The organism is Vibrio sp. D173a, assembly GCF_030248475.1.
On the sequence record NZ_JAHGAH010000897.1, the window covers coordinates 1 to 1,022 of the forward strand.

Here is a 1,022-nt window from a genome sequence, read left to right on the forward strand (position 1 = left end):
TGAAGATGGCGGTATTGTGGCAGCGGTTTGTCATGGCCCAGGCGCCCTACTGCCAATCACGTTAAGCAATGGAGAAAAGCTACTTGCGTCTAAGTCAGTGACGGGGTTCACTCGTGAAGAAGAGATTGATTTCGGCACCATCAACGACATCCCATTCCTATTGGAAGAGTCTCTAGCACGTGGCGCAGCGCGCTACTCTAAAGTGCAACCATGGCAAGAGCTTGTGATTGTCGATGACCGTATTATCACAGGCCAAAACCCAACCAGCGCTCATAGCGTAGGTAAAGCTATCGTCGATCTTTTAAGCTAATCACATATAGGCTACGAACTCGATAGAGTGGTAAAGAAAGGAAAGCATTGGCTTTCCTTTTTATTTTCATCCAATAACCATCAAGCCAAACAGCTATTCAAAGGGATAAAAACGAGCGAAGTGCGCGATGAGATAGCTAATATCTTCTATCAACAATAGAAACTCCCTAGGCCACACTATCTCCCGAGAGCACACCAGAGTATGAATGAGAAGCTAGCAAGGGCGTATAGAATGATAATCAAATCCGTGATAAAGCGTAAAATCATGGTAATGCTAATTAACGTATGGAAGTGCTAATGAGATTACTTTCCCTGTAGTAAGTTCCTGCTTTATTTAAACATTCGATACCAAACAAAAATAAGACAAAAATTCGACAAAAAAGCCAACAAACTTCATAAATATGAGCGCTAACTGACACTAAACTGACTCAGGTTCATACCCTATAAATGCCCCTTCTTGATACTATATCGGATAGAATTGGATTCGAAGTAAGTGGGGCGTCTTAATGAAACACAGTTTGGTCTTATTGTTTGCGATTCTCATCTCGGCTTGCTCAAACGCACCTGTATCCTATTCAAATGACAGCCAATCTGATCTAGTAGTAATCATTCATGGGCTCACCAAAAGCGGGCGCTCGATGAACGAGCTTAATCAAGGCTTGTTAAATGCAGGCTATCAAACTTGTGTTCTTGATTATTCTTCGATTGGCGTA

At 42.3% G+C, this 1,022-nt stretch carries 2 pseudogenes; both read left to right on the top strand.

From position 1 onward, the window contains the following. Positions 1–310 (top strand): annotated as a pseudogene (locus KIV40_RS30095) (type 1 glutamine amidotransferase domain-containing protein); the annotation flags it as partial. A 505-nt stretch (positions 311–815) separates the two neighbouring features. Continuing rightward, positions 816–1,022: pseudogene (locus KIV40_RS30100) on the top strand (alpha/beta hydrolase); the annotation flags it as partial.